19 protein-coding genes are annotated in these 22529 nt (G+C 35.3%); 5 read left to right on the top strand and 14 right to left on the bottom strand.

Going from position 1 to position 22529, the window contains the following annotated elements:
* Positions 1-10: 10 nt before the first annotated feature.
* Positions 11-562, bottom strand: coding sequence for an RNA polymerase sigma factor (locus tag BCF58_RS14820; protein WP_121462585.1), 552 nt, complete (start codon positions 560-562; stop codon positions 11-13).
* Positions 563-763: 201 nt separating this feature from the next.
* On the opposite strand from BCF58_RS14820, the gene BCF58_RS14815 reads away from it, so the two are divergent.
* From BCF58_RS14815 to porW, 4 genes are all read left to right on the top strand, one after another.
* Entirely contained in the window at positions 764-1513 is a 750-nt protein-coding gene (locus BCF58_RS14815; protein WP_121462584.1) for a Rossmann-like and DUF2520 domain-containing protein, read from the top strand.
* The gene (locus tag BCF58_RS14810; RefSeq protein ID WP_121462583.1) at positions 1503-2021 is read left to right on the top strand and encodes a KdsC family phosphatase; all 519 of its coding nucleotides are present in this window, start codon (positions 1503-1505) and stop codon (positions 2019-2021) included. Before BCF58_RS14815 ends, BCF58_RS14810 begins: the two co-directional genes overlap by 11 nt.
* 9 nt (positions 2022-2030) lie before the next feature.
* The gene (locus BCF58_RS14805) at positions 2031-2585 is read left to right on the top strand and encodes a Maf family protein (protein ID WP_121462582.1); all 555 of its coding nucleotides are present in this window, start codon (positions 2031-2033) and stop codon (positions 2583-2585) included.
* 87 nt (positions 2586-2672) lie between these two features.
* A complete protein-coding gene (gene porW, locus BCF58_RS14800; protein WP_121462581.1) occupies positions 2673-5222 on the top strand; it encodes a type IX secretion system periplasmic lipoprotein PorW/SprE in 2550 nt (849 codons plus the stop codon).
* A gap of 43 nt (positions 5223-5265) precedes the next feature.
* Here porW and tsaB read toward each other — a convergent pair whose 3' ends face one another.
* The 8 genes from tsaB to rpiB all read right to left on the bottom strand — a co-directional run bounded on the left by tsaB (position 5266) and on the right by rpiB (position 12425).
* Positions 5266-5952: a tRNA (adenosine(37)-N6)-threonylcarbamoyltransferase complex dimerization subunit type 1 TsaB gene (tsaB, locus tag BCF58_RS14795; RefSeq protein WP_121462580.1), complete on the bottom strand. Its 687-nt coding sequence runs from the start codon at positions 5950-5952 to the stop codon at positions 5266-5268.
* Positions 5953-6089: 137 nt separating this feature from the next.
* Entirely contained in the window at positions 6090-6326 is a 237-nt protein-coding gene (locus BCF58_RS14790; protein WP_121462579.1) for a hypothetical protein, read from the bottom strand.
* 120 nt (positions 6327-6446) lie between these two features.
* Positions 6447-7196 carry an SDR family NAD(P)-dependent oxidoreductase gene (locus tag BCF58_RS14785; protein ID WP_121462578.1) on the bottom strand — a complete coding sequence of 250 codons (750 nt, stop codon included), beginning with the start codon at positions 7194-7196 and terminating at the stop codon, positions 6447-6449.
* 18 nt (positions 7197-7214) lie between these two features.
* On the bottom strand, positions 7215-7586 hold the full coding sequence (locus BCF58_RS14780) for a YraN family protein (protein WP_121462577.1): 372 nt from the start codon (positions 7584-7586) through the stop codon (positions 7215-7217).
* Between the two features lie 32 nt (positions 7587-7618).
* The gene (locus BCF58_RS14775; protein WP_121462576.1) at positions 7619-8548 is read right to left on the bottom strand and encodes a S66 peptidase family protein; all 930 of its coding nucleotides are present in this window, start codon (positions 8546-8548) and stop codon (positions 7619-7621) included.
* Positions 8545-9231: a LysE family translocator gene (locus BCF58_RS14770; protein WP_121462575.1), complete on the bottom strand. Its 687-nt coding sequence runs from the start codon at positions 9229-9231 to the stop codon at positions 8545-8547. The genes BCF58_RS14775 and BCF58_RS14770 overlap by 4 nt, the downstream gene beginning before the upstream one ends.
* A 60-nt stretch (positions 9232-9291) precedes the next feature.
* Entirely contained in the window at positions 9292-11442 is a 2151-nt protein-coding gene (gene rnr, locus BCF58_RS14765) for a ribonuclease R (RefSeq protein WP_121462574.1), read from the bottom strand.
* Positions 11443-11990: 548 nt separating this feature from the next.
* Positions 11991-12425 carry a ribose 5-phosphate isomerase B gene (gene rpiB / locus BCF58_RS14760; protein ID WP_121462573.1) on the bottom strand — a complete coding sequence of 145 codons (435 nt, stop codon included), beginning with the start codon at positions 12423-12425 and terminating at the stop codon, positions 11991-11993.
* 553 nt (positions 12426-12978) lie between these two features.
* Here rpiB and BCF58_RS14755 point away from each other — a divergent pair.
* Positions 12979-14169: a phosphoglycerate kinase gene (locus BCF58_RS14755; RefSeq protein WP_121462572.1), complete on the top strand. Its 1191-nt coding sequence runs from the start codon at positions 12979-12981 to the stop codon at positions 14167-14169.
* A 346-nt stretch (positions 14170-14515) separates the two neighbouring features.
* On the opposite strand, the gene BCF58_RS14750 is transcribed toward BCF58_RS14755, so the two are convergent.
* From BCF58_RS14750 to BCF58_RS14730, 5 genes are all read right to left on the bottom strand, one after another.
* Positions 14516-15337 (bottom strand): class I SAM-dependent methyltransferase, encoded by an 822-nt coding sequence (locus BCF58_RS14750; protein WP_121462571.1) that lies wholly within the window; start codon positions 15335-15337, stop codon positions 14516-14518.
* 111 nt (positions 15338-15448) lie between these two features.
* Complete coding sequence (gene mnmG / locus BCF58_RS14745) at positions 15449-17311, bottom strand: tRNA uridine-5-carboxymethylaminomethyl(34) synthesis enzyme MnmG (RefSeq protein ID WP_121462570.1); 1863 nt, start codon at positions 17309-17311, stop codon at positions 15449-15451.
* Between the two features lie 105 nt (positions 17312-17416).
* On the bottom strand, positions 17417-17839 hold the full coding sequence (ybeY, locus tag BCF58_RS14740) for an rRNA maturation RNase YbeY (protein WP_121462569.1): 423 nt from the start codon (positions 17837-17839) through the stop codon (positions 17417-17419).
* A 4-nt stretch (positions 17840-17843) separates the two neighbouring features.
* On the bottom strand, positions 17844-20000 hold the full coding sequence (locus tag BCF58_RS14735) for a patatin-like phospholipase family protein (RefSeq protein WP_121462568.1): 2157 nt from the start codon (positions 19998-20000) through the stop codon (positions 17844-17846).
* 2 nt (positions 20001-20002) lie between these two features.
* The gene (locus tag BCF58_RS14730) at positions 20003-22450 is read right to left on the bottom strand and encodes a bifunctional UDP-N-acetylmuramoyl-tripeptide:D-alanyl-D-alanine ligase/alanine racemase (protein ID WP_121462567.1); all 2448 of its coding nucleotides are present in this window, start codon (positions 22448-22450) and stop codon (positions 20003-20005) included.
* Positions 22451-22529: the final 79 nt, after the last annotated feature.

Raw genomic sequence — 22529 nt, 5'->3', positions numbered from 1 at the left:
TTTTCAAAAATTATCTTTCGTAATTCTCTTTGATATATTCTTCTATTTTTTGTTTGGCATAATGATAATTCGTTTTTAATGTTCCTACGGACATATCCACGATTTTGGATATTTCTTCGTAGGGCAAATCATCATAATACCTCATCATAAATACCAGTTTCTGCTTTTCGGGCAGGCTTTGTATAGCATTCTGTAACAGCACTTGTATTTCCTCCGCATCCCCTTCCATATTGTCGGCTACAAGATTCTGCATATGATATTCAGGATCTTCATCAGTCTTCTGCATTTTTTTTAGCTTATTAACCTGCTGTAACGCTTCGTTGGTAGCAATCCTGTACAGCCATGTATACAACTGGCTGTCATTTTTGAACTGGTGAAAATTCTGATATGCCTTAATGAATGTTTCCTGCAACGTATCTTCAGCAAGAGCACCATCCACAATAATTCTTCTTATATGCCAATACAATCTACTTTGATAAGCATCCATCAACGCACGCAACCCTTTATCCTGGGTTCGTGGATTCTGCATGAGCGCAATAATCTCTGCGTCCTTAATCTTCATAAGATGCTTTCATTGTTTTGGATTACAAAAATATCTAAAAGTTAAATTACATATTCAATTTTTAGTCCAAATATTTAAAATAATATCAAGCAGTTACACGATACGCTTTAAGCACTATACAATAGGCGGATTTTCAAAAACTTCCGCTTTTGCTCTTCCCGCGTCCTTTCTAAACTCGACGCAAAATCTTATCTTTGTTATATGCAAACTGTAATTATTGGTTCCGGAAATGTTGCCTATCACCTGGCAAAAGCTTTTGTTCTCAATAACATTCCTTTAGCTCAGTTATTTGGCAGGAATGAAGAAGATCTGAAGAAAATATCTGAGGAATTGAATATTCCTTATTCTACAGAAAAACCGGAAGATGCGGATCTTTATATCATTTGTGTAAGTGATGGTTCTGTAGAAAATGTTTCCAGGCTCATCACTAAAAAAGATTGTCTTGTCGCACATACTTCCGGATCTTTACCGAAAGAAGTTTTGGCAGGGGCGTACAGGAAATCAAGCTTTTATCCGCTTCAGACATTTTCAAAATCCAAAACCCTGGAATACAAAAAGATTCCTTTTTTCATAGAAGCTGAGACTGAGGAAGATACAAAAACCCTTTTTTCCATTGCTTCTCAAATTTCGGAAAATGTCATGGAAAGTTCCCATGAAAAGAGAAAATACATTCACCTTACAGCCGTATTCGCCTGCAATTTTGTGAATCATCTTTTCTCCAGGGCAAAAGAAATTTCGGACTCCCAGCAAATTCCATTTCATTATTTTTTACCCCTGATTGATGAAACAGTTCAGAAAATTCATGAAATTGAACCTAAATCAGCACAAACCGGGCCTGCTGTAAGAAATGATGTGAGAGTTTTGCAGCTGCACGAACAACTTTTACAGGGTGAAAGCCTTGAAATTTATAAAATTATGAATCATTCTATTAAAAAAATGTATGAGCTATAAAGAGAAATTAAAGGATATTAAGGCATTTGTTTTTGATGTGGACGGCGTTTTTACAGACGGAAGTGTTTACCTTCTTCCAGGTGGGAATATGTGCAGGGTAATGAATGTTCTGGATGGCTATGCAGTAGTTAAAGCTTTAAAAAACAATTATTTAATAGGAGTGATCACCGGAGGAAACGATGAGATGGTAAAACACAGGATCAATTACCTTGGAATCCAGGATTATTACCCGAAATCTCATGATAAAATGGTTGATTTCGAAGATTTCAAAAACAAGTATAATCTGAAAAATGAGGAAATCTTAACGATGGGTGATGATCTTCCTGATCTTCATATCATGGAAAAATCTGCTATTGCAGCCTGTCCTGAAAATGCTGTTCCGGAAATCAAAGGAATTGCCACTTACATTTCCCCGAAACAGGGCGGAAGCGGGGCAGTACGTGATGTGATTGAGCAGGTGATGAAAGTTCAGGGAAACTGGCATGATGACAATACCCAATCTGTTTAAACCACAAAGATGAAAATACTTCTAGCCTCACAATCTCCCAGAAGAAAAGAATTGCTATCGAGTTTAGGATTTGATTTTGAAGTGGTGAAAATAGACTGCGAAGAAATTATTCCTGAAAATATAAAAATAGGAGAAGCGGCCGCTTATCTTTCTTTATTAAAGACAGACGCATACGGGACCCTGAAAGAAGGGGAAGTCCTGTTAACAGCTGATACTGTTGTTGCCATTAATGATCAGATTCTGGGAAAACCTAAGGACGAAGCCGACGCTAAGGCAATGCTGCAAACTCTTTCCGGGAAAACACATCAGGTTTATACGGGTATTACTATAAAAACCGCTGATAAGGTCTTTACGGAAACAGATCTGGCCGATGTAGAGTTTGAGGATATTTCGGATAAAGAAATAGAATATTACATTCAGAATTATAAGCCTTTTGACAAAGCGGGAAGTTATGGTATTCAGGAATGGCTCGGTATGGCCAAGATCAGGAAAATGAATGGTAGTTTTTATACGATAATGGGACTTCCTACCCATTTGGTTTACAAAATTCTGGGAGAAATATAATATTTTTCAATATAAAATTTTACTATTTTTACAAAATCATCAAACTGCTTTATAATAAAAAGCAGATTAGCGAGTTATATTGAATAAATGAAAAAGAATATTTTATTCCTTTTAGCAGCATGTATCATTGTTTCCTGTGCTACCAAAACAAAAAAGCCGGAACAGCGATCCAAGTTCATGAAAGGGTTTTCCACATATTACAACACTCTTTTTAATGCAAAGGATGCATTAAACAGTGAATTCACTAGCAGGGATAAAGGTCATAAAGATAATTTTTATGCTCCCTATATTCCTATTCTTACCTATGAAGATCAGCCATTGGGAAGCGATTTGGGACAATCCGCAGCTTTTGCGGAAAATTCTATGAAAATGGCGGAAATCAACAGGCCCTCTGAAAATAATAATGGAAGAACATCTGCCGGAATGCCGCCCGGAAAGCCCGGAGTTCCTGGTATGCCTAATGAGGGTACTGTAACTGCAGATGCCAATCAGCCGGATGCAAAAGGAGCTACACCCTTAGAAATTGCTGAAGCCAAAGCTTTAAAGGCAATTAATAAATATTCTGTAATCAAAAACGGGGAAGAAAAGAATAAGAAAATCTTTGATGCTTATATGATTCTTGTACAGTCAAGAATTTATCAGAATAAGTCGTTGCAAGCATTAGACGCCTTAAACTATGTCTTCACTCATATGAAAGATGATAAAAGATTGCCGCTGGCAAAAATTTATCAGGGTGTTGCTTATGCACAACGTCAGGATTATCATAAAGCCAATGAAATGTTTGCCAAACTGAAAAGTGAAGGCATGGATAAAAATTATGATAAGTTACTAAGTATTTACAGTTCCGAGGCTCTTCTGGATGCCGGTAAAAAAGAAGAGGCAACCCAAGAGCTTGCCCGTGCTTTTGAACTTAATAGTAACAGAAAATTAAAAAGCAGGATCGCTTACTTAAGAGGACAGGTCTTATCTGAATTAGGGAAAAATGAAGAGGCCAGAGAAAGCTTTTTAAATGCTTATAAATATGCCAATGATTTCGAATTTGAAGTAAAATCTCAAATTGAAATTGCTAAAACCTTTAATGGAAAAGGAGATTATAACGGAGCCAAAAAATATCTGGAAGATATCAGTAAAAAAGGAACTTATGGTTCCAGAAAGAATGAATTTTATTATGCTTTAGGCTTAATGGCCAATAAAGCCGGCAAAAAAGATGAAGCTCAGGAGTTTTTCAGAAAATCCTTATTGGAGAAGGTTTCGGATCAACAGGTTCGTGGCCTTACGTATTATGAAATTGGAAAATCCTATCTTGAAAAGAACGATTATATCGGTGCCGGAAGTTATTATGATTCTGCTCTCGTAGCGATGACCTATGAACCTTCCAAACTTCTTTTAAAGGACCAGGCTGAACATATCAAGAAAATCTCGAAAAACTATTACCTGATCAAGAAAAATGACAGTATTCTTGCTTTAGCTAAAATGAATGATGCTCAAAGAAATGATTATTTTGCCAAGCACATTGAAAAATTAAAAGCTAAGGAAGCTAAAGAAGAGCTGGAAAGGAAACGTGCGGAAAGAAGCAAAGGTTTTGATGGGGGAGATTACAATGCCAATTCCATTTTTGCCAATAATGGCGGAACTTCTTTCGAAGATTTCGGAACAACTACGAAAGGTTTTTACTTCAGTAATATGAACACGGTGAACAAAGGATCTTCATCGTTTAAGCAAATATGGGGAGAACGGGCTCTTGCAGATAACTGGCGTTATTCTAAAAAGATGAGCTCTCTTGAAGACCTTAAAAATGAAGCTTTAGGAGTTACTTCCGCACCTAATCCCAGACGTTATGAAACGGCCTATTATATTGAGCAGATTCCAACGGATGCCGGGAAATTGGGACAGTTGAAAAAGGACAGGGATACAGCTTCATTAGGTCTGGGAATCATGTATCAGAATTACTTTACCAATACACCTTTGGCAACGAAAACATTATATGATCTGGTAGACAATAAGCCTGAGGAAAAAGTAATGTTACAGGCATTGTATGAGATATTTGCCATGAATTATGAAAAAAATCCGCAGGCAGGAGAGAGAGCCAAACAAATCCTGTTGACGGATTATCCATATACATCTTATGCGGAATTTGCCAGAAATCCTAAGAATAACTCCTTCGTAAAGTCTTCCGAAGATGTGGAGAATGAATACAAAAAGGCATATGCCCTATATGAGGCTGAAAAGTTTGAGGAAAGTAAAGGGGTGATAGATCAGGCAATTCAGAAATATCCTAAAGATGCGCTGGTTCCTAAATTATACCTTTTAAATGCTTTCAATGCAGGAAAATCGAGCGGGAAAGAGGTGATGATTTTACAGTTGGAACAGATCGCTTTGAATTATGCTAAAACACCGGAAGGGATCAAAGCCAAAGAAATGCTGAATTACCTGAGAAGTGATCTTTCTTTCCAGGCTACAGATAATAAAGGAAATGTAATCCCTCAAAACCCTGTCAATAATATGCCTTCGCAGAATAACTCAAATGTTCAGCCTATGAACAGTGTTCCGATTCAGCAACAGCAAAAACCTGTTAACAAGAATCAACAACAGCAGATCAATAAACCGAATAATACGGTTCCTGTGAAGCCTCAATAAATAAATAAAAAGCGAAGATAAATTTATCTTCGCTTTTTTATGCTTATATAGAATCTGGCGATTTCTTTTTCTTGACTCCTTGGAAATCTTTTAAATAAAACGGTTCAAAGTACGCAATATCTTCCAATTCATTTTTCTTTATCTTCTCCATTGTTTTCTTAATCAGATATTGAGCGGAAGGGTAGATGCCTTCATTAAATTCGGCGTTCGGAAGCTGCAATATCTCCTTTGCTTTTTTAGCTCCGTCTCCTACGAATATGACTTTTTTATCCTTAAATTCTTCAAAAGAATGCTCATCCAGGATTTTCGCTTCGGTCCCTGTTAATTCATCCCCTGTATTTCCATCATAAACAGCCGTATAAACTTCCATTCTTCTTGCGTCGATCAAAGGGACCACATAATCATAGTTTTGCCTTAAAAAAGGCTCTATCATGCTTTCCAGGGAATTTACAGCAATCAATGGAACTTTTAAGCCGTAACAGAATCCTTTTGCAGAAGAAGCTCCTATTCTTAATCCTGTGTAAGAGCCCGGTCCTTTCCCTAAAGAAACGGCTTCAATTTCCTTTAAGGATATTTCTGCTCCTTCTAACGCCCATTCTACAAAAGAGTGAAGGCTTTCGGACTGTTTATAGTTTTCAGAAACTTCTTCACAAAGACATAATAGCTTTTCATTATCTGAAATAGCTACCGAACAGTTTTTGGAAGAGGTTTCGAGGTATAGAATTTTCATTTTTTTAATTAAATTATATCCTTTAGTATGTTGAGTTAATAAGTTCCTGCAAATTTATGGCTTTATTTCGACACTCTGCCGACTCCATAATTTCCAGGTGGAATTCTTTTTCATCCAGATCTCCAATAAAGCTAACTTCAGCTCAAAATCCTGACTTTTATAAGTTCCAGAACGTGTATTTTTCTTCTTACACTGGCTATATTTTTATGTCTTTTTAATTCTGAAAGCTCTATTTGTTTTATTTCTTTGTAGATCACTTTTTTTGAAGAAAAATCTTTTTTAAAGTCATCAAAGCTTTGAACCCATCCGTTGGAATGTCCGAAGGATACATCCGGGCAAAGAATATGGGCAATATTACCGTCATTATTCTGCAAATAGTTGTCTAAAAGCTTTATATTTTCAATTAATTTTTATCTTCTGGACTTGTCTGTAGATTCTGACAACTCCAGAAATTGAATGAGAAAAGCAGAATAAAAAGCGATAATATTTTCATGCTATTTTCTGTAAATGGTTCTCGGTTCTGCCTGAGCTGCAGGATAAATGGTCATATCAGAAATGCAGACATGTTTCGGGGCATTCACGCAATAGGCGATAGAATCTGCAATATCTCCGGCTTTCAACGCTTCATAGCCTGCATATACGGTAGAAGCTCTTTCGCTGTCTCCTTTGAATCTTACTAACGAGAAATCTGTTTCTACCGCACCCGGTTGAATGTTTGTTACTTTTATCCCGAATTCCGTTAATTCCAGTCTCATTCCTTCGGAAATAACATCCACCGCTTTTTTTGTTGCACAATAGACTACTCCGTTGATATAGGTCTGTCTTGCTGCTACAGAACTGATGTTAACGATATGCCCGGAATTTCTCTCTTTCATTCCCGGAATAATCATTTTAGATACATATAAAAGACCTTTTACATTTCCATCGATCATAGAGTCCCAGTCTTCCGTTTTCCCAGCTGAAAGAGGATCTAAACCATGTGCATTCCCGGCATTGTTGATTAACACATCAATATTCTTCCATTCTTCAGGAAGGCTGTTGATTGCATTTTCAACTTCTTCAAGGTTCCTTACATCGAATTGTAAACTAAATATTTCAGTGAAGGCGGAAAGTTCTGCTTTTACTGTTTCTAAAACTTCGCTTCTTCTTCCACAAATGATGATTCTGTTTCCCTGTTTGGCAAGGAGTTCAGCTGTGGCTTTTCCTATTCCGGAAGTAGCTCCGGTGATGAATATTGTTTTCATAATTTTGGCTGCTAAAAGCTAATTGGCATCGAATGCTTCAAAGGCATCAGTAATGTGTTCAATACTTAAGTTTCCTTTTTCATCGGGAAGTACAGAAATAATATCAAATCTGACTTCGTTGTGTTTATTAAATTCTTCCAAATAGTGATTGGCTGCGGAAACAATTGACCTTATTTTAGTTTTGGTAACGGCTTCCTGAGGCAGCATAAAAGCATCTGTAGAGCGGGCTTTCACTTCAATGACGGCAATAATGTTATCTTTTTCCGCAATAATATCTATTTCTGCTTTCTGGAAACGGAAATTCCTGGTGAGAATTTTATAGCCTTGCTTTTTTACATATTCAACAGCTAATTCTTCAGCCTTTTTTCCAAATTCGTTGTGTTGTGCCATTGAGTATGAGAGTAGGGGCTTGGGTTAAAACTTTAAAATTCAACCTTTACTTTATTTTCAACCTTCATCTTAACATTACCACCGATAATCAAAGGTCTGTTATCTTTAATATGTCCATTTGGAAAACCAAAAACTACAGGGAATGTATATTTTGAAAGCCTGTCCGAAATCAGTTGATTAGCGAATCCGTCAAAGCTTTCTTCATAGCTTTTATTCTCTTTTTCATCACCCATATTGGTCATTCCCCCAACAATAAGTCCTTTAATTTTATTGAAAACTCCTGCCAATTCCAAGCTCATGATCATTCGGTCTAATGCATAGAAGTTTTCACCGATATCTTCGATAAATAAAATTTTATCTCTAAAATCAAATGAATATTTGGTTCCCAGTAAGGCATAAATTAAGGCTAAATTACCTCCAACCACTTCTCCGGTACAATTTCCTTTTTTATTCAATTGGTGAGCTTCTAAAATGTATTTAGGAGCTTTTCCTTTCAGAATTTCAAAAATCAGATCATAGCTTTCATCAGTAACTCCGAAACTGGAAGTTTTAATGGTTTGTCCGTGAATAGAAACAAACCCTTTTTTTAGTAAATAGCTCTGGATAACGGTATTGTCCGAATACCCAATATACCATTTCGGGTTTTCTCTAAAGTTTTTCAACTTTAAATGCTGAACTAAGTGTTGACAGCCATATCCGCCTCTGGAAGCCCAGATTGCAGAGATTTCATTGTCATTTAAGGCCCAGTTGATATCTTTTATTCTTTCTTTTTCTGTTCCTGCGTAATTATATCCGTTAGAAAATTTGGTATACAGATGTTCTCCCAGTACAGGTTCAAAACCTCTGCTTTTAATCATTTCTATCCCTTTTTCAAGCTGGGAAGCATCTACAGCTCCCGCAGGGGAAATAACAGCTATTTTATCACCTTTTTTAAGAGATTTCGGAAAAATATTTTTCATCATTGAGTTTTTTGATATTTTACTTCTTTCTTTTCGGCTTCTTCTAATTTTTTATCGAACTGATTGAACTTTTTAAAGCTCTGCAAAAAGATAAAGAAACTGAAGACAATAAGGATTCCGCCAACGACCCTTCTAATCTGGTTCGCCAGTTTTTGTGTTAATTTATAATGAAATTGTTTCGCCAGGAATATTTTAGCAAGATCAATACACAGATACGTTGCAATCACAATGCCTATATAAAGAATAAAATTGCTGGTATCCGGATATTGATTTCGTACCGAGATTACTGTTACCAGCCAGAAAAGAATGACTCCTACATTTAAAAGATTAAAGAAAAAACCATTAATGAATGTCTTGAAATAATTCTGATTAATGATTCTTTCTTCACCGGGCATATGCATTTTGGTCTTGGTGACCATCATAACAATACCGTAAACAAATATAAGAATGGATGTTATCCTGTAAAATCCGGGATGTTTGTCAATTAAGGTTACAATATCCGCACTTGCATAATAGGACGCCAAAATACATAATAAATCGGCGGAGATAACTCCCAAATCCAGTGCCAAAGCATGTCTTGGTCCTCTTGAGAAGCTGGTTTCAATAAGAAGGAAAAATATAGGTCCTATGAAAACCAGGCTCAACATGAATCCTAATACAATAGCAGAAAGTATAAGTTCAAACATTCAAATTCTTTTTAAGGATGAAAAATGTCATCTTATACAAAGTTAGCCTTTATGATTTAATTAATCAACAATCTTAAAGTCCAGTTGCTTTTGAATCAGGTTGGCTTTTACTACTTTGATCTGAACCTGGTCTCCCAATTGATATTTATTACCCGTTCTTGTTCCGTAAACCGCATGCGTTTTAGAGTCGAACATATAGGAATCATCCACTAAATCTCTTAATTTTATTAATCCTTCCGCTCCGTTTTCAGGGATTTCTACCCAGAAACCGAATTCGGCAACTCCTGAAATAACCCCCGTGAACACTTCCCCGATATGTTTTTCCATGAATTTCACCTGCATAAACTTAATGGAATCTCTTTCTGCATCAGCAGCCAGTCTTTCCATAGAACTACAATGTTTTGCTTTTTCCTCAAGCTCATTTTTGTTCGGAGATTTTCCTCCATCCAGATAGTGCTGAAGCAAACGGTGCGCAATTAAATCCGGATAACGACGGATAGGAGAGGTGAAATGGGTATAATATTCGAATCCTAAGCCGTAGTGCCCAATAGGTTCGGTAGAATAGACCGCTTTACTCATACTTCTCATAGCCAGTGTTTCGATCATATTTTCTTCTCCTTTTCCTTTGACATCATGCAATAGTTTATTCAAAGATTCCGCTACTTTTTTAGTATTGGCTAAATCCATCCTGTACCCGAAGGAAGAAACAAAATCCCTCAATGCTTCCAATTTGGCAGGATCCGGATCATCGTGAACCCTATAAATGAATGTATTATTGGTAATTTCGCCTTTTCTGGATAGAGAAACAAATTCAGAAACTTTCCTGTTGGCCAACAACATAAATTCTTCAATCAGATGGTTGGAGTCCTTGCTTATTTTAAAGTAAACTCCCACCGGTTCATTATTTTCATCCAAATTGAATCTCACTTCACTTCTGTCGAAAGTAATTGCCCCTTTTCGGATACGCTCTGCACGCATGATTTTGGCTAGTCTATCCAGCACAAGAATTTCTTCTGCCAGATCTCCCTGCTTGGTTTCTATACGTTCCTGAGCTTCTTCATAAGTAAATCTTCTGTCTGAATGAATTACCGTTCTTCCGAACCATTGTTTCTGAATCTCAGCGTTATCATTCAGTTCAAAAACAGCTGAGAATGTATATTTATCTTCATTTGGACGAAGCGAACATACATCATTGCTTAATACTTCCGGTAACATCGGAACAACACGATCAACTAAGTACACTGAAGTAGCTCTCTGGTATGCTTCATCATCTAGCATCGTTCCCGGGATCACATAATGAGACACATCTGCAATATGTACTCCTATTTCCCAGTTTCCGTTTTCGAGCTTTCTTATGGATAAAGCATCATCAAAATCTTTTGCATCTTTAGGGTCTATGGTAAATGTACAAATCCCCCGCATATCCCAACGTTTAGCCACTTCTTCATCGGTAATCCTTCTGTCAATTTTATCTGCATCTCTTTCTACTTCACCCGGAAACTCATAAGGCAACCCATATTCTGCCAGAATAGAGTGGATTTCTGTTTCGTGCTCTCCCGGAGCTCCTAAAACCTGGATAATTTCACCTTCCGGATTTTTATCTCCCGGCTTCCATTCTACCATTTTTACAATGACCTTATCTCCGTTTTCAGCCCCGTTGAATTTTGTTTTCGGGATAAAAATATCTGTATTAATCGTCTTTTTATCACAGACTACAAATCCAAAATCTTTATGATTGATCACCTGGAATGTTCCTACAAATTCTGTTCTGGCTCTTTCCAGGACCTCTAAGACGGAACCTTCAAGCTTTTTACCCTTATAATGGTAGGTTATGATTAATACTTTATCACCCTGCAAAGCATCCTTCACATTTTTGGAGTGGATAAAAATGTCATCTTCCAATCCTTCCACTTTCACATAGGCGTTGCCGGACTGATTGAAATCTATAGTCCCGGTCAAGGTTCCGGCAATATTAAGATTAACAATATATTTTCCTTTTTCAGCTTCTTTGATTTTTTCAGAAGCCTGCAGTTTATGCAATGCCTGGATAACCAGTTCTCTTTGTCTTGGATTTTTGTAATCTATTCCGTCTGCAATCTGTTTATAATTATAGATTTTGGACGAATTTTCGTTCATGAAACGCAGGATCAGTCTTCCGATCTCCATCAGTTTCGTATCATTTTTATGACTTATATATCTTCTTTTTTTCATAGGTTAAAATTTAAATTCTTCTTTAAGGTCTATAACTTCCCATACTGAAAAGCTTTATAGACATCTTCATCATTAATGTTGTATTTTTACTATTATTATTTTATTTAACAGATTCTTAAATTGTGAGTTCAGATAACCTGCATTTTAATATCTATTGTTTTATTATGTATGAAATTCTCTTTTCTACCAGACTATTATAATATTCTTTTGTCTTTTTATAGAACTCCCTACAGTCAGGATATTTTATTTCTCCTAAATGTCTTTCGGAAGTTTTTAAGCCTGATTAAAACTTCCGGCTATAAGTAAAAAAGAAAAAGAACAGAGATTCATATTCTTTTTAAACCATTACATCAATTTTCTTTCCATACTTTTTAATAATGGATTAGTTTGTATAAATTTAATACAAAAAAAGGAGAGGGGAGAAAAACCTTTTATTAATACTTCAGGTTTATGAATGGGAATAATAGAATGTGTTTCAACTTGACTTGGCAAAGATAAGCATTTAAAAATAAATAAGGCTTGCCAATTGATTAGCAAGCCTTTATATATTAGCAATAAGCAATCTTATCTACTCTGTTCTGATGCCTTCCGCCTTCAAAATCGGTTGACAGAAATTTATTTACAATCTCTATAGCCACTTCTTTTGCAATAAATCTCGCCGGAATGGAAATCATGTTGGCATCATTATGCTGTCTTGCCAATGATGCAATTTCAGGCATCCAACAAAGAGCACAACGAATTTTCTGATGTTTGTTAGCCGTAATCTGAACCCCGTTTCCGCTTCCGCAGATCAGGATTCCCAATTCATTCTCTCCGTTTTCCACAGATGTTGCTGCAGGATGTACAAAATCAGGGTAATCTACACTGTCCGTAGAATAAGTCCCGAAATCCTGAACCTCAAACTGCTCCTCAAGATGCTTTTTAATGATCTCTTTATATTCGAAACCTGCGTGATCAGCTGCAATAGCTATCTTTCTTTTCATAATTATAGTATTAGACTTATTAGATTTACTTTCACTACAAAGTTAAGTATTCTATCAACAACTGTTAGCTTTTCATTAGTAAATTGTGCAAACGAATGTGAATAAGTGTGGAAAACTTTTGTGAACTAAATATTTTCCGTTTGAAAAAAATCACTATTGAAATTTTCTGAAAAATATTTTGTCTGAAACTTTCAAAATCTTTTTCCAGTTAATCTTTACTTTTTCCATAGTGGAGAAATTAATAATAGCCTCTGTTGAAAAGTTATCCATAATTGTTAGTAATAGCAAAAAATGTCAGATTTACAGCAGATTATATTGTTAATTAAATATGAATTGAAATCAAATTTCATGTTATGAAGTTTTTGACGAAAAGTTATCCCCTAAATTCACAATACTCAACAACAATCAACGTCTTTCTTTTTCTTAAAAATAAAAATTTGTTGATTAGTGGATGATTGGGTTTGTGGGAAGATTTTTGAAAACTTTTGTCTGGTTCATCAGTTTCAAAAATTTTAAAATCTTACATTTGTGAAAAGAAAATTCAAAGTAATTTATGAAGACAATCAATGATTTCAATTTTAGAGATAAGAAAGCTCTGGTAAGAGTGGATTTCAATGTTCCGCAAGACGATCAGCTTAACGTTACAGATAATACAAGAATTGTTGCCGTAAAACCGACTATAGAAAAAATTCTTAAGGATGGAGGTTCTGTAATTTTAATGACCCATTTGGGAAGACCTAAAGGAGAAATAAAAGATGAGTTTTCTCTTAAGCATATCATCAACGAAGTTTCTAATGTTCTTGGGCAGGAAGTAAAATTTGTAGAAGAATGCATAGGAGAGAAAGCAGAACAAGCTGGAGCTGCTCTTCAACCGGGTGAAATCTTATTATTAGAGAATCTGCGTTTTCATAATGAAGAGGAGAAAGGAGATGAATCATTTGCAGAGCAGTTATCTAAGTTAGGAGATGCTTATGTAAATGATGCCTTTGGTACAGCTCACAGAGCACATGCTTCTACAGCAGTAATTGCTAAATTTTTTCCTTCAACTAAATTTTTCGGTTTATTAATGGCTAAAGAGCTACAAGCTATTGATAAAGTTTTAAAGAGTGGTGAAAAGCCTATTACAGCAATACTTGGAGGTTCTAAAGTTTCAACTAAAATTACCATTATAGAAAACATTTTACCAGCGGTAGATAATTTAATTATAGGAGGTGGAATGGCATTTACATTTATTAAAGCTTTAGGAGGTAAAATTGGAAGTTCTTTAGTAGAGGACGATAAACTTTCTTTGGCGGTTGAAATATTAGGAAAAGCAAAAGAACATAATGTAAAGGTATATCTTCCTTCTGATGCCATTATTGCAGAAAGCTTCAGCAATGATGCAGACAGAAAAGAAGTTGATATTTATGCGATTCCTGAAGGATGGATGGGATTGGATGCAGGACAGAAATCAAGGGACCAGTTCAATGATGTTCTTTTAAACTCAAGAACCATTTTATGGAACGGACCTATCGGAGTGTTTGAAATGTCAAATTTTGCTGCAGGAACAGTAGCTTTAGGTGATAGTATTGCTGCTGCCACCCGATTAGGAGCATTTTCATTAGTTGGAGGAGGAGATAGTGTTGCTTTTGTTAAACAGTTCGGGTACGGTGAAAAAGTAAGCTATGTTTCAACAGGGGGAGGAGCAATGTTGGAAAGCCTGGAAGGTTTGGAACTTCCTGGAGTTGCTGCAATTAATAAGTAAGAAATTTAATTTTATCAATAAAAAAAGTCTGTAGGTTTTTCTACGGACTTTTTTATTTATGACTTAATTGGAGGTTTCTAAAAATTAATGAAATTGATCAGAAGATTATATTTTTAAATACTCTTAATATTTGAATTCATTTAAAAATTAAAATATGTTAGCTTATGTTTTGTTTTTTTAAGAACATTACTCAAAAAAATTATTGAACTAATATTTAAATTTAAATCGATTTTCAAATTCGGTCAAAAATTTGAAATAAAAAACTCGTCAAATTCACGAGTTTTTTTTATTTTTTGTTCAAAATTGTCAAAAATTGACCTTCAGAAAAGGGTCAAAAATCGATTTTCTATCTTTTTTCGATAATATATATCAAACTTGAAAATTCGTTCGAAAAAAGAGCTTTTATGTTAGAAATCGTTCCGTAGACCATCGCTTTTATCCAAAAAAGAGGTGATTTTTTATATTTTTCGCTTAGCATGGAGATATAATAAGAGTCAAGAACCAAAGGTTTGATTTTTCTCATTTTCCAATCTGATTTTCCTGAAATCAGATTTTCCATTCCGTTTTTTGAAAAATGATAGATGTGTCTGGGTACATCATAGGCTGCCCAATATTCTTTATAATGTTTTGCGTCATAAGAAGTAGGGTTGGGAACGGCAATGATGAGCAATCCTTTTTCTTTTAATTTTCGATAGAAAATATCGAGCATTTCATCCTGGTTTTCTATATGTTCGAAAACATGCCATAAAGTTATGGCATTCAAAGTTCCATCTTCAATGGCATGGATATTATCAATGATTTTTGCTTTTGAAATTTTATTTTGTGCGGCTTTTCTTGCATCAGAATCCGGTTCAAAACCGAAAGTTTCAAAATCATTTTCGATATATTTTACAAATTCTCCGGCTCCGCAACCATAGTCCAATACCCTTGAATTTTTCTTAATCCTATCAACTAGAATATTCTTTTTATACTGCAGATTGAACGATTGTAAAAATTTATAAAGCTTTTCTTTTAGGCTTCCTGAATCCTGATGATGGGAAATGTAATCTTCACTTTCATAATATCTGGAAATATTTGATGGAATAGGGGAGGTTTTAAAAACTCCTTTTGTTTCGGTTTCTTTAATTTCAAATATTTCCTGGGAAAGAAAATGATCTTTAATTTTCATTGATATGTTCCTTTTAAATTAAAAATTAAGATATTCAGAAGCCGGCGATAAGCTTATAAATACCTTAATTTTTGTTTATTTTTTACATATGTTTCACGTGAAACATTATTTTTATCTTCCTAAATATACCAGTAGTACATTGATATCTGCCGGAGAAACCCCGCTTATTCTTCCTGCCTGTGCAATGGTTTTTGGTCTTACATTCGACATTTTTTGTTTTGCTTCTGCAGAGAGGCTCGATATCTTTGAATAATCAAAATCTTCAGGAATCTTAATGTTTTCCAACCGGTTTAGCTTGGCTACATTTTCTTTTTCTTTTTCAATATAACCTTTATATTTAATGTTAATTTCTGCCTGTTCTCTTACTTCTTCGTCATATTGAGAAGCTTTTTCTTTTATAGATTCAATGTTTTCAAGCTTTTCTAGGGTCATATTGGGTCTAGTAAGGATCTGTGCGGCTTTGTAAGCCTGGTCTACCGGGTTACTTTCAATACTTTCTAGGATAGGATTAATGATTCCCGGCTTTAAAGAAGTTTCCCGCAAAAAGCTCTCAAGTTCCTCACTTTTAGCTATTTTTTCCTCAACTCTTCTTAATCTTTCTTCTTTAGCTAAGCCAAGATTATATGCTTTTTCAGTTAATCTGATATCTGCATTATCCTGTCTTAAAAGAAGTCTGTATTCTGCACGGGAGGTAAACATCCTGTATGGTTCTTCTGTGCCTTTTGTAATCAGATCATCGATGAGAACGCCGATATAAGCCTCATCTCTGTTTAAAGTAAACTCACCCTTGTCATGCACTTTATTATGGGCATTTATACCTGCCATAAAGCCTTGTCCGGCTGCTTCTTCATATCCTGTGGTACCATTAATCTGGCCTGCAAAGTATAAATTATCGATAAGTTTTGTTTCAAGGGTATGCTTTAATTGAGTTGGTGGAAAATAATCATACTCAATAGCATAGCCTGGACGGAATACTTTTACATTTTCAAATCCGGGGATATGTTTCATAGCCTTAATTTGAACATCTTCGGGTAGGGAAGAGCTGAATCCGTTTACGTAGATTTCAACAGTTTTCCAACCTTCCGGCTCTACGAAAAGCTGATGTCTTGTTCTTTCTGCAAAACGGTTGATTTTATCTTCAATACTTGGGCAATATCTTGGGCCTAAGCTTTGAATCGTTCCATTAAACATAGGACTTCTATCAAAACCTTCTCTTAAAATATCGTGTACTGTTTCATTGGTATAAACGATATGACAACTTAATTGTCTGGTTAACCTGGGAGTGTCTAAATAGCTGAATTTTTGAGGATTTTCATCTCCTTTTTGTTCTTCCATTTTGCTATAATCAAGGCTTCTTCCGTCTACTCTCGGTGGAGTACCGGTTTTCATTCTTCCGGCTTCAAAGCCTAAAGAGGCAAGTTGTTCTGTAATCCCGAAAGCTCTGGGTTCACCCATTCTTCCGCCTCCTAATTGCTTGTCTCCAACATGGATCAGGCCATTAAGGAATGTTCCGTTGGTAAGAACTACTGATTTTCCTTTTATTTCAATTCCTAAAGATGTTATAACACCGGAAACCTTATTATTTTCGATAATAAGCTGTTTTACCATATCCTGAAAGAAATCAAGATTTGGTGTATTTTCTAATGCTAAACGCCATTCTTCTGCAAATAGCATTCTGTCATTCTGTGTTCTTGGAGACCACATGGCAGGGCCTTTGGAAAGGTTAAGCATTTTGAACTGGATAGCAGATTTATCTGCCACAATCCCTGAATAACCTCCCATAGCGTCAATTTCCCTTACAATCTGTCCTTTTGCAATACCGCCCATTGCGGGATTACAGCTCATCTGACCAATGGTTTGCATGTTCATGGTGACAAGCAATGTTTTTGATCCGAGATTAGCTGCTGCAGCGGCCGCTTCACAACCTGCATGACCGGCTCCTACTACTATTACGTCGTATATTTCTGAAATCATTTTATTACATATTTGGTTTTGAATCAATGTTTATATATGATGTTTCACGTGAAACATTGACTGAAAACCTTCTTATATTGGTTGTTTTCGTTTGTTTTGCTATAATTAAAGATGAGAATCTTCTGTATATTTAGCTAAATAAACATCTTCTTTTCTTCGCATTTCTTTTTCTTCTTCTTCAGTTTTATCCTTATATCCACAAAGATGAAGAATACCATGAGCTAGAACTCTTCTCAGTTCTTCTTCATAATTTTTGGATAGGGTAGAAGCATTATCTGAAATGCGCTGCAAAGATACGAAAATCTCTCCGCTTATTGTTTTACCCTTTACATAATCAAAAGTAATGATGTCTGTATAGTAATCATGCTGAAGATAATCCTGGTTTACTTTCAATAAATATTCATCGTCACAGAAGATATAATTGATTTCACCTGGTTTTTTTTCTTCTGAAAGGATGATATCTTCCAGCCATTTTGTATAGTCTGTGTTTACAGTTTCGGGTAAGTTTTCGTAAAAGAATTGTATCATGGTTTTAAAACCAGTGTCCTAATATAACACTGAATATGCCTTTTTGATTATTTTTAAGAGAGTGGCTAAAGTTAATTTTGATTTGTCCGAAAGGAGATTTGTAACCAGCCGTAACTCCCAATGAACTATAATTTAATTTCACAGTATCTTCAAAGCTGATATCATCGGAAAGATTCGCAAAAGAGAAATTTCCACTGATGAAATAGTTTTTATTGAATTTGAACTGAAGATCATTGGAGATTAAAATAGCATTGTTTGTATTGAGCTGTGCGAAGTAAAAACCGCCGAAGTTTTTAAAATTAATTACATTCTGTTCAAAAATCCCTCCTAATCTGTATTGATAAAATTGTGGAAGATGATCACCGATGGTAACTCCTCCATACAGGTTGAGACGGTAAGAGAATTGTTTTGAAAGAGGGATGTTTACTCTGATATCGGCCTTTACCTGAACAATTCTTTTATCAACCTCTGCTTTTAATAGATCTATGACTTTTCCTTCAGCAGAAATATAAATACCTTTTGAAGGGAAATCTTTATCATCCTGCGTATCGCTTTTCAGAAACACATAGGGGTTCAAAAACCGATTATAGCGTTGGTTGGTACCATTGGCTTCGGCATCAAAGTAATCGTGGCTTATTCCGCCTCCAATGGCGAATTTATCTTTCCATATCGATTGGATATAGGCTTCATTTCTCAACCACATCCAGTTATCAACATTATAGTTGTTCTGATCTCTGATGTCAAAGCTCATTCCCGAAGAATAAATTCCAAATCCCGGAATATATCCGTTATCGATAAAATAATTCAAATAATATCTGGGTTTATCACCAACAATAACGTCTAATGAGAGATTGGTATTTTTAAATAAAAGACGTTTTGCAGAATAATTAACGAGTAATCCTGTTTTGAATACTTCATCATAATGCAAACCGAACTTCAGAAAATGCCGTGTATCATCCTCGGTTACATATAATTTAAGATAGTTGGCATCATTTTCCGAAACAATATCATAATTGATGAATCGATAATTATTGGTGGCGACCAATTTATCAATCATTTTATTGATGCTTCCATACGTATGCATAGAAGGAAACCTGAGTCCCATCTTTCCTAAAACATAGTTTTTACCGTAAATTCTTCCGCCTTCTATCGCAATGCTGTCTATCTTATAAACATTAGAATAAATTGGATTTACGCGTTCCCTGAGACGATCAAACGTCCGTTTGGGCAGTTGGTCTAATACAGCAGTATACTTTAAACCTTCTGCAAATCCACTATCGAGAATTTTTTTCTTTTCATCATAGCTTGTTGCGGTCATCCCTTTTAGATCGGGCTTAATATTGATGTCTGTGTATTTATATTGATGTCTTGTATCTTTTTTGATCCCGAAGTCTATGACCTGATTGAGAATGGATATAATGTTGTTTAAATCCTCTCTTTTGGATAGATCCTGATTCAGGTCCACCCCAATAACGATATCGATTCCTTTGTCCTTTAAAGGTTTTGAGGGATAGTTTACCGTCATTGCCCCGTCAATATAAATACTGTCCCCAATTTTAACGGGATCCATTAAGGAGGGAAATGCTGAACTGGCCATGATGGATTGTACAAGGTCTCCTTTCTCAAAAATTTCCATATTTCCGCTTTCCAGATTGGTGGCTACACACATAAAAGGGATGGGTAATTTTGAGAAGTCATCAATATTAGAGACGTTTTTGAAAAGCTCTTTCAGTAAGTAAACATTTTTTTGGCCCGTACTTATGGAAGAGGGAAGTGTTATTTTTCCATTTTTCAAAGGAATGGACAGGAGGTATTTATCAACGGATTTATTGTAAAATGTAGCTTCTTTCCGGGACTTAGGATCCATAATTAAAGAATAAAAATCCGTATCCATCACAATCTTTTCTATTTCTTTCCCCGAATATCCTGATGCATACAAACCTCCTACAATGGCTCCCATACTGGTTCCGGCGATATAGTCTACTTTAACGCCTAAAGAATCTAATACTTTTAATACTCCGACATGAGAGAATCCTTTTGCTCCGCCTCCGGCAAGCGAAAGCCCTATTTTAGGATTTTTAGGGATCGCCAAGTCCTTTTTTACCTGCGAATGAAACAAAAGCAGTTGAAATGCAAATAAAAGTATCAGGAATTTTCTCATAGTTAATCTTTGATATAAATCCGTTTCACGCGGGGTGAAATAGAGGTTAATACTTCATATGTTATAGTATTGCAATAGGCTGCAAATTCTTTTAGGCTGGGATAAGAATTGAAAACAGTTACCGTATCACCTTCCTTTACATTTGGGATGTTATCTACATTAATCATCATCATATCCATACAGATATTTCCGATGATAGGCGCCAAAACCTTATTTACACCTACTTTTCCTATCTGATTTCCGATTAGTCTCGGAATTCCGTCTGCATAACCTACAGGAATGGTAGCGATCTTTGTTAAATGATCTGTTTTATATTTTCTGCTGTATCCTACAGATTCTCCGTTTTCTACCAAAGAAATCTGAGAAATTACTGTTTTAAAGCTTACAACAGACTGTAATTGTTTCTGAATTTCAGGATTGGGCGATTCTCCCAACATTCCAATTCCAATTCTTACCATATTATATTGATAATCAGTATAACTGGTTATTCCTGAAGAGTTTAATATATGACGGATAGGCTGATATCCTAATTTTTCAATTAAATGACTTGAATCTTTTTCGAAAGTCTCCAACTGCTTCAACGTAAATTCCTTCTCTCCGGGTACATCAGAAGATGATAAATGGCTGAAAATACTTTGGACTTTCAGGTTTTTGTTTTCTAAAGTTTCACTGAGTTGTTCTAATTCAAAGCCTTTAAAACCAAGACGATGCATTCCCGTTTCCAGTTTAATGTGGATCGGATATTTTTTATCATATCCTGATTTCTGAACAGCTTCATAGAATAGTTCCAATACTCTGAAACTGTAAATTTCAGGCTCTAAATTATATTCGATAATGGCTTCATAGCTATGCTGTTCAGGGTTCATTACAACAATAGGGGTTGTAATCCCTTTTTTACGAAGTTCAACACCTTCATCAGCAAATGCAACTCCCAGATAATCAATATGATGATGTTGCAGGAATTCTGAAATTTCATAACTCCCCAATCCATAGGAATTGGCTTTTACCATGGCCATCATTTTGGTGCCGGGTTTCAGTAAGGATTTATGGAAATTAATGTTGTGTAAAATAGCATTCAGATTGATCTCTAAAACGGTATCATGCTTTCTGAGCTCAAGAATATCCTTAAGTTTTTCAATCTCAAACTTTCTTGCTCCCTTGAGAAGAATAATCTGATTTTCTATTTCTGTAAGATGCTTACTATCAATAAGTTCCTGAGTGTTAATGAAAGTAAAAGCTTTGGCTTTGAAAAGATGGCTGAATTTGGTTATTTCATCTCCAATCAGAAAAACAGAATCAAATTTCTGTTCATTCACAAGCTCAGAAACTTCTTCATACAATGCCTGAGAATTGGAATTTACCCCAACAATATCAGTTAAAACTAATGATCTTTTAGGCTTTTTATATTCATTTAAAAACTGTAAAGCTGTTTTCAACGAATCCAGATCCAGATTGAAGGAATCGTTGATGATAATATTATTTTTAATCCCTTCAATGGCTTCAAGCCTCATTTCTATGGCCTTCAAAGCATTAATTTTTTCAATAATCTTATGATTATCTATATTGAGTTCCTTTAAAACAGTAATCAAAGCTAAAGCATTTGTTAAAGTAGCCTCATCCCTTTGATGAACAGGGAACATTATTTCTTGATCAAAATACTGAACCAGTACATTTTCATCTTTGGTAATATCGTTTTTAATAAATACTTGATTTTCCTTTTTAAAGCCGTATGATATTAATTTTTTACTTGAATAAAGTGTTTTAATTTTATTATCAGTCAACAGGTTATCCCCATTATAAATAATAACTTCGGAATCCTTGAAAAGCTTTATTTTTTCATTAATCAGCTCTTCTTCGGACTTAAAATTTGCAGCATGAGCAGATCCTATATGAGTAAGTAAACCGATTTGCGGATGGAAGATATCTTCCAGTTTTTCCATTTCATGAGGTTTGGAAATTCCGACTTCAAAAATTCCCAGCTCATGAGAGGGATTAATCTGCAGTAATGAAAGAGGAAGTCCAATCTGTGAATTGAAACTTTTTGGACTTTTTACAGTTGGGAATTCATTCCAAAGACATTGATATAACCACTCTTTTAAAATAGTTTTTCCATTGCTTCCGGTAATCCCGACAGATTTCAAATTAGAATTTTCAAAATGATGTTTGGCAAGTTTTTGAAGAAATTCCACAGCGTTTTCAACAATGATCCAGGTGGTATCCTGGAATTGGGGATCATGATGTTCAGAAATAATAATGTTAATCCCTCTGTCTATAGCAGATTCAATGAATTTTTCTCCTGAGTTTTTTTGAGTATTAATTGCAATGAATGCCGTATTCTTGGTTGAATAAATAATTCTGCTGTCAAAAGCTATATTTTTGACTAACAATTCCTTATCCCCAATAATCTGAGCATTGGTGATGGCTGCAATTTCTTTTACTGTATAATTCATTAATCCCTTTCTGCTTTATTTTAGGCGAAATTGCGAAGATGCAAAAATCGCCGGAGCTACTTCTTTAAGCAATCTGTTT

It is taken from the genome of Chryseobacterium defluvii (assembly GCF_003634775.1).
Lineage (GTDB): Bacteria > Bacteroidota > Bacteroidia > Flavobacteriales > Weeksellaceae > Chryseobacterium > Chryseobacterium defluvii.
Note: the sequence above shows the minus strand (reverse complement) of the source record. Positions and strands in the feature narration are given on the sequence as shown.

Coding starts and splice junctions, on each gene's coding strand:
- BCF58_RS14820 (WP_121462585.1), bottom strand. CDS start 562: ATGAAGATTAAGGACGCAGAGATTATTGCGCTCATGCAGAATCCACGA.
- BCF58_RS14815 (WP_121462584.1), top strand. CDS start 764: ATGCAAACTGTAATTATTGGTTCCGGAAATGTTGCCTATCACCTGGCA.
- BCF58_RS14810 (WP_121462583.1), top strand. CDS start 1,503: ATGAGCTATAAAGAGAAATTAAAGGATATTAAGGCATTTGTTTTTGAT.
- BCF58_RS14805 (WP_121462582.1), top strand. CDS start 2,031: ATGAAAATACTTCTAGCCTCACAATCTCCCAGAAGAAAAGAATTGCTA.
- porW (WP_121462581.1), top strand. CDS start 2,673: ATGAAAAAGAATATTTTATTCCTTTTAGCAGCATGTATCATTGTTTCC.
- tsaB (WP_121462580.1), bottom strand. CDS start 5,952: ATGAAAATTCTATACCTCGAAACCTCTTCCAAAAACTGTTCGGTAGCT.
- BCF58_RS14785 (WP_121462578.1), bottom strand. CDS start 7,196: ATGAAAACAATATTCATCACCGGAGCTACTTCCGGAATAGGAAAAGCC.
- BCF58_RS14780 (WP_121462577.1), bottom strand. CDS start 7,586: ATGGCACAACACAACGAATTTGGAAAAAAGGCTGAAGAATTAGCTGTT.
- BCF58_RS14775 (WP_121462576.1), bottom strand. CDS start 8,548: ATGATGAAAAATATTTTTCCGAAATCTCTTAAAAAAGGTGATAAAATA.
- BCF58_RS14770 (WP_121462575.1), bottom strand. CDS start 9,231: ATGTTTGAACTTATACTTTCTGCTATTGTATTAGGATTCATGTTGAGC.
- rnr (WP_121462574.1), bottom strand. CDS start 11,442: ATGAAAAAAAGAAGATATATAAGTCATAAAAATGATACGAAACTGATG.
- rpiB (WP_121462573.1), bottom strand. CDS start 12,425: ATGAAAAGAAAGATAGCTATTGCAGCTGATCACGCAGGTTTCGAATAT.
- BCF58_RS14755 (WP_121462572.1), top strand. CDS start 12,979: ATGAAGACAATCAATGATTTCAATTTTAGAGATAAGAAAGCTCTGGTA.
- BCF58_RS14750 (WP_121462571.1), bottom strand. CDS start 15,337: ATGAAAATTAAAGATCATTTTCTTTCCCAGGAAATATTTGAAATTAAA.
- mnmG (WP_121462570.1), bottom strand. CDS start 17,311: ATGATTTCAGAAATATACGACGTAATAGTAGTAGGAGCCGGTCATGCA.
- ybeY (WP_121462569.1), bottom strand. CDS start 17,839: ATGATACAATTCTTTTACGAAAACTTACCCGAAACTGTAAACACAGAC.
- BCF58_RS14735 (WP_121462568.1), bottom strand. CDS start 20,000: ATGAGAAAATTCCTGATACTTTTATTTGCATTTCAACTGCTTTTGTTT.
- BCF58_RS14730 (WP_121462567.1), bottom strand. CDS start 22,450: ATGAATTATACAGTAAAAGAAATTGCAGCCATCACCAATGCTCAGATT.